Genomic DNA, 5,474 nt, shown 5'->3' on the forward strand with positions numbered 1-5,474 from the left:
ATAAGTTTCTACAGAACTTACTGTCATAGGTACGGTCTCAATGGCAATGAATAAATGTGTTATGGAATGTATACGGAACTAGATATTATTTAGTTTATGCTCTTAGACTAATTCAAAGCTGGTTATAAGTAACTAGGTATTAATAAACATCAGTATCAGTTTTTAAATAGCTTAGTTTATACAAAGATATAAACATACAAACTTTGAACAGTTAGGTTATAAGTTATAAAGGTAAAATAGCCATATAATTATATTTATAGATGCTATCTTTTTCATAGATACCATCTTTAATGCAAACTCTAATTTAAAACCTATAGTGTAGCTGAATTGTCTTTTTTTGACTATGATAAGATAAAGCATATTTATATCATTACTATAGCGCCACAAGCCTATATAATAGCTAATACTCATTTGGCTCTATTAGAGTGGGCTATTAACGTAATAGCGAAATAACTTGCTTATAAAGTAGTTAATATATATCTAATAAATGACAATGAGGCTTGTTACAATATCTTGTAATGCAATATTGTTTTTATTTTATTATTTTAGTTAGTCTTTAATCTCAGTAGCTATTACTCATGATGACCGCTGTTTTTTATAAACACGGTTTAAAGAGTAAGACCAAAACACTTTTTAATCAATTTTTAATCAATAAGGTAATTCTTTGCTGTACTCGCAACTCTACCGTAGCATATTGCGTGCCTGCCGTGACTTATCACGCCGTCCGCATTACACAAGTCGTTTAGTCATCAGCTTGCCGCTGCTTATTAGTGTACCTAGTGCTTATGGCGCTATTGTTAGCCCTCAAGATAATACAGTGTCATCTATACATTCGACGCAATCTAAGAATGTTTTAAACTCTGATCTCCAAAAACAAAATACAGATTATATTACTACCTTAGATACAAATAATTCTAATAGTAAAATATCAACTGCCACATCTACAAAATATGTGACAACAGAATCTGCAAGCAATAGCAATAGTAGTGCTAATGGTAATAGCAGTAAAACTACTACTGATGAAGCGTTAAATGGTATTCAACAAGATGCGCTACAAGCGGTAGGTTTTGAGCCGGATACAAATCAGCCTTCAATTGCTATTGCCAATTCGACTTTGATTCAGAATTCAGTAAGTTACCCTGAAGATGAATATTTAGATTTAGATACTAAGGATTTAGATACTAAGGACGCTTTAATAAACGATGGTTTAATTAATAATAGTGTCAGCAAGCCTTTATTAACTTCTGTATCTCAATCTTCAACTATAGAAGAAGATAGTGTTGGTTCTAATAATACTGAGCTAAGAGCGCCAACCAATCCAAATCCTAGTAAAGGTTTTAGCAGATCATCTAAAGCATCTACTTCTTCTAATGATCATCAAAGCTCTAAAATTAGTCAACGAATTGATGATTCCAAGACTCTAGCGACCTCCTTTGAAGATGACAGTGTCCAAAAAAGTTTACAACGTTTAGCACAATTTTATCAATTACAACCTGAAGATCTTGGTAACAGTATCAGTCCTAATGGCAATTTAGTAGATAATACCAATATTATTGAAGCTGAAACTTTTGCTCCTGTTGCAGCCCCTACACTCTTTAATTATAAGTCAGACAATGCGGCAGCTCATCGCTGTGAAGGCGTATGGGTAAGCCCAAATACTTCAGGTGCCGATGTTAATTATAAGCAAGCTATACAACGCGCCCAACAACAAGATGGGTTGTCTATTGCGAATGGTTTACCCCTGCATGCAGTGGCCGATTATGGCTATTATGACAATGATACTTATGTCGAGCTGGCAGGTAATGTGGAGATGATGCAAGATGGTAAGCTGGTTACAGCCGATCAAATTGCATTAGATCTCAGCACTGGGCTGGCTGGTGCCAAAGGTGGCGTTCTATTAGCCGACTCAGGCTCAAGTGCCTCGAAACAGTCTAATAAAACATCAAGTAACATTAACAGTAACGCTAACAGTAACAGTAACAGTAACACCAATACTAACAGCAATGTTAACAGCAATGCTAACAGCAGCAATCAAGGTATGATTGCAGTAGCAGATGAACTTGCTTATAGCACTAAAAGTGATAAAGCCACAGCTTATGATGTGGCTTTTGCCAGTGTACCGATGCAAGCTCATGGCTACGCCCATAGAATGAACAAACCAGATGACTCTCATTATGAGCTTGAAAAGGTCATGTTCTCAACTTGTCCCCCTACTGATCGAAAATGGCAAATTGAAGCTCAACAAATAGACATTGATACAGAAAGTGGCCGCGGTGAGGCTTATGACGCAACTTTTAGATTGGGAAAAGTTCCGGTATTATATCTGCCTTATTTTAATTTTCCTGTAGATGACCGTCGTAGTAGTGGCTTATTAACGCCAAGCGCTCGCATTGATAGCGACAGTGGTTTGAAGCTAAGCGTGCCTTATTATCTAAATTTAGCGCCTAATTACGATGCTACCATTACCACAGATCTATATACCAATCGTAATCCAATGGTCACCGGTGAGCTGCGTTATTTAACTGATCATTATGGTAATGGTGAATTGACGACCGCTTATATGCCAAGAGATAAAAAATACGACGATAAAGATCGCGCCGGAGTTTTTTATCGTCATCAGTGGGCTTCTGAAAACATTCCAAGATTAACGGCTGATGCTGTCTATAGTCATGTCTCAGATCCTGATTATATCAATGACTTCGATGACTTTGGATTGGTTGAAAACCGTTTGAACTTACCTAGACGTGGTCGAATCAATTATTATAATGATTTTGTCGATGCTCAATTTAAGGTAGAAACGTTCCAGTCATTAGCAGCTACAGACGCCAATGGCAATAAAATTACAGATAAAGACAAACCTTATTCACGCCTACCTCAGTTAACAATCGACTATCGTTTGCCAAAATTCAACAATATTTTAGATAAATTTGATATTAGCGGGACTCATGATTCTGCCTATTTTAAAAAGTCTATTAATGATGGTTCTGAAAATGAAAAAAGTGGTGTTCGGCTTTACAATGAAATTAATGCCACCTACCCCATTGAAAAAACTTGGGGTTATGTGAAACCCAAAGTCAGCCTGAAACATTTATATACTGCATTTGACGAAGTAAGTCGTATCGAAAATAATATCGCTAAAAATGATAATGTGCAGTCAGCTTTTGTTCCAAGTTTTAGTGTTGATTCAGGCTTAAACTTTTATAATTCCGGCTCACCTTTTGGTTGGTTTGATAATAGTATGGGTGGCTATCAGTTATTGTCGCCTCGTATTAAATATAACTATTCTCCATACGAAAAGCAAAGCTCAATTCCCAACTTTGATACCCGGCTTGCATCCTTTGATTATGATCAATTATTCGCTGATAGCTGGTTCTTAGGTCATGATAGAATTGCAGACAATAATAGTGTGGCAGTGGGCCTCAATTATCGCTATATTGATTCTATGGGTATTACTCGATTTGACGGGGGTATTGGAGATCAATACTTTATAACTAAACCTAAGGTTGGACTTGAGACAGATGAAGGTACTTTAGATACTAATACTACGGGTGTTGCATGGCGTTCAAGCATACAACCATATCGCAATGTATGGTTTGATTTAAATGGTGCTTTAAACTCCAAAAACGAACTGAATTATATTTCTAGTCAAGTTCGATATAACCCTACCCCGAACAGTTTAATTAATCTTGGGGTAATTGAACGTAAACAAGACCGTATAACAAATCAATCTGCCTTGTCAGCCCTGACTGCTTCGGCCATTATTCCTATTAATGATAAATGGCGCTTCTTAGGTCAAGGTCAATTTGACAGTCGAGATCATAAGTTTATTGATTCTACTGTTGGTATAGACTATGAAGATTGTTGTTACGGATTTTCAATTTATGGACGTAGTTACTATAATGATTTAAATTTAGAAGACAAACCAACTCGCGCCGTTATGGCAGAATTTAGAATCAATGGTTTTGGCAATAAAAAAAGTCGCTTAACTAGACTTTTAGACAATAAGATTCTTGGTTTTGAACCAGTTGATTATTTATGGAAAAAGTAAGTTATAGAAAAAGTAAGTTATAGAAAAAGTAAATTAAACTAGGATGCATAATGATTTCCAATTATGGGGCTCATTGCATTAATATAGCTTATAAATATTTGCTTGTTCCAATCTATAGACTTATAAATTTTCAAACTAAAAAAATTTAATATTTTTGCCATCTTTATAATTATTTTCTTAAAGTTATATGCAATTTTTTATATCCCAATTCTCAGGTAAAAACAGGCTACTTATGACAGCATTAAATATTAAGCAACATGAATCGCAGCATAAATTACAGCACTCTTACTCTCAAACCGACGTTTCAGCTGCATCAAATTTTAGTCTAAAAAAACTATCTGAGGCTTTACTGTTATCTACCGTAATGGGTGCATTAAGCTTAACAGCTTATGCTGCAGATAAAACTGCAGCTGGCTCTACCAATACAGTGAAGTCACCGCAAGCCAAAGAAACAACTAGCAACAACATAGATAGTTTAAGTGTTAACACTAAATTTGACCCTGCTAAGGCGCCTATATCTGCACTTGATAGTAGCAACGGTATAATTGCAATTGTTAACGATACCCCTATTCTAAAGAGTGAGTTAGCTTCTGCTATTGCAGTTACTCAAGCGCGTATTCAAGCTAGTGGACAAGCCGTACCAAGTCCTCAGCGACTGCAGAATGATGTGCTAAACAGTTTGATTTTGCGTAACTTGCAATTAGATCTGGTAAAAAGAGCTGGTGTCAGACCTAGTCCTGATGCGGTTAATGAGAGCTTATCACGTCTGGCACAATCACAAGGCTTAACGTCATTAACTCAGTTACAGCAGACTTTAGATGCCAAGCAACCGGGTCGTTATGCTGCAGTTCGTGCGCAAGTCATTGAAGAAGAGTCTTTAAAAGCCTTGCAGCAAAGTCAGGTTAGTAGTCGTGTTCGTATTACAGACCACGATATCGATGCTTTTTTGGCATCTCCTGAAGCTCAAAAGCTTCAAAGCACTGAGTACCGTACTATCCATATCCGTGTTCCCTTTAGTGATGACTATAACCGAATTACTGAAGCTGAAAAGAACTCAGCAATTAAAATTGCGCAACAAGCCCAAATGTTATTACAGACCAGCGATGACGCTCAAGCTGTCTTGAATCAGTTAACTACCGGCAGTGCTAAAAACTATATCGCTCCCGTTCAAGGTGGAGATATGGGGTATCATCCCGCTTCTGGACTACCCACTGATATTGCCCAAAAGATTACGCCTTTAGAAGTCGGGCAAGTCACTGCACCGCAAGTTACTGCTGAAGGCATTGATGTTGTTAAATTAGTAGACAAGCGTAATAATGAAAATATGATTGTTCCTCAGTGGAAAGTTCGTCATATTCTAGTTAAAACTGATGACCAAAATAGCGAGGCATTGGCTGAGCAACGTGTGAATGATCTATATAATCAA

At 36.7% G+C, this 5,474-nt stretch carries 2 protein-coding genes; both read left to right on the forward strand.

Annotation, left to right across the window (positions count from 1 at the left end):
* Positions 1-664 precede the first annotated feature (664 nt).
* Positions 665-4,048 carry an LPS assembly protein LptD gene (lptD, locus tag QZ265_RS09595; protein WP_296405665.1) on the forward strand — a complete coding sequence of 1,128 codons (3,384 nt, stop codon included), beginning with the start codon at positions 665-667 and terminating at the stop codon, positions 4,046-4,048.
* Positions 4,049-4,280: 232 nt separating this feature from the next.
* On the forward strand, positions 4,281-5,474 hold a 1,194-nt coding region (locus QZ265_RS09600), incomplete at its 3' end, for a peptidylprolyl isomerase (protein ID WP_296405666.1).

Origin of the sequence: Psychrobacter sp. (assembly GCF_018260395.1) — a bacterium.
Lineage (GTDB): Bacteria > Pseudomonadota > Gammaproteobacteria > Pseudomonadales > Moraxellaceae > Psychrobacter.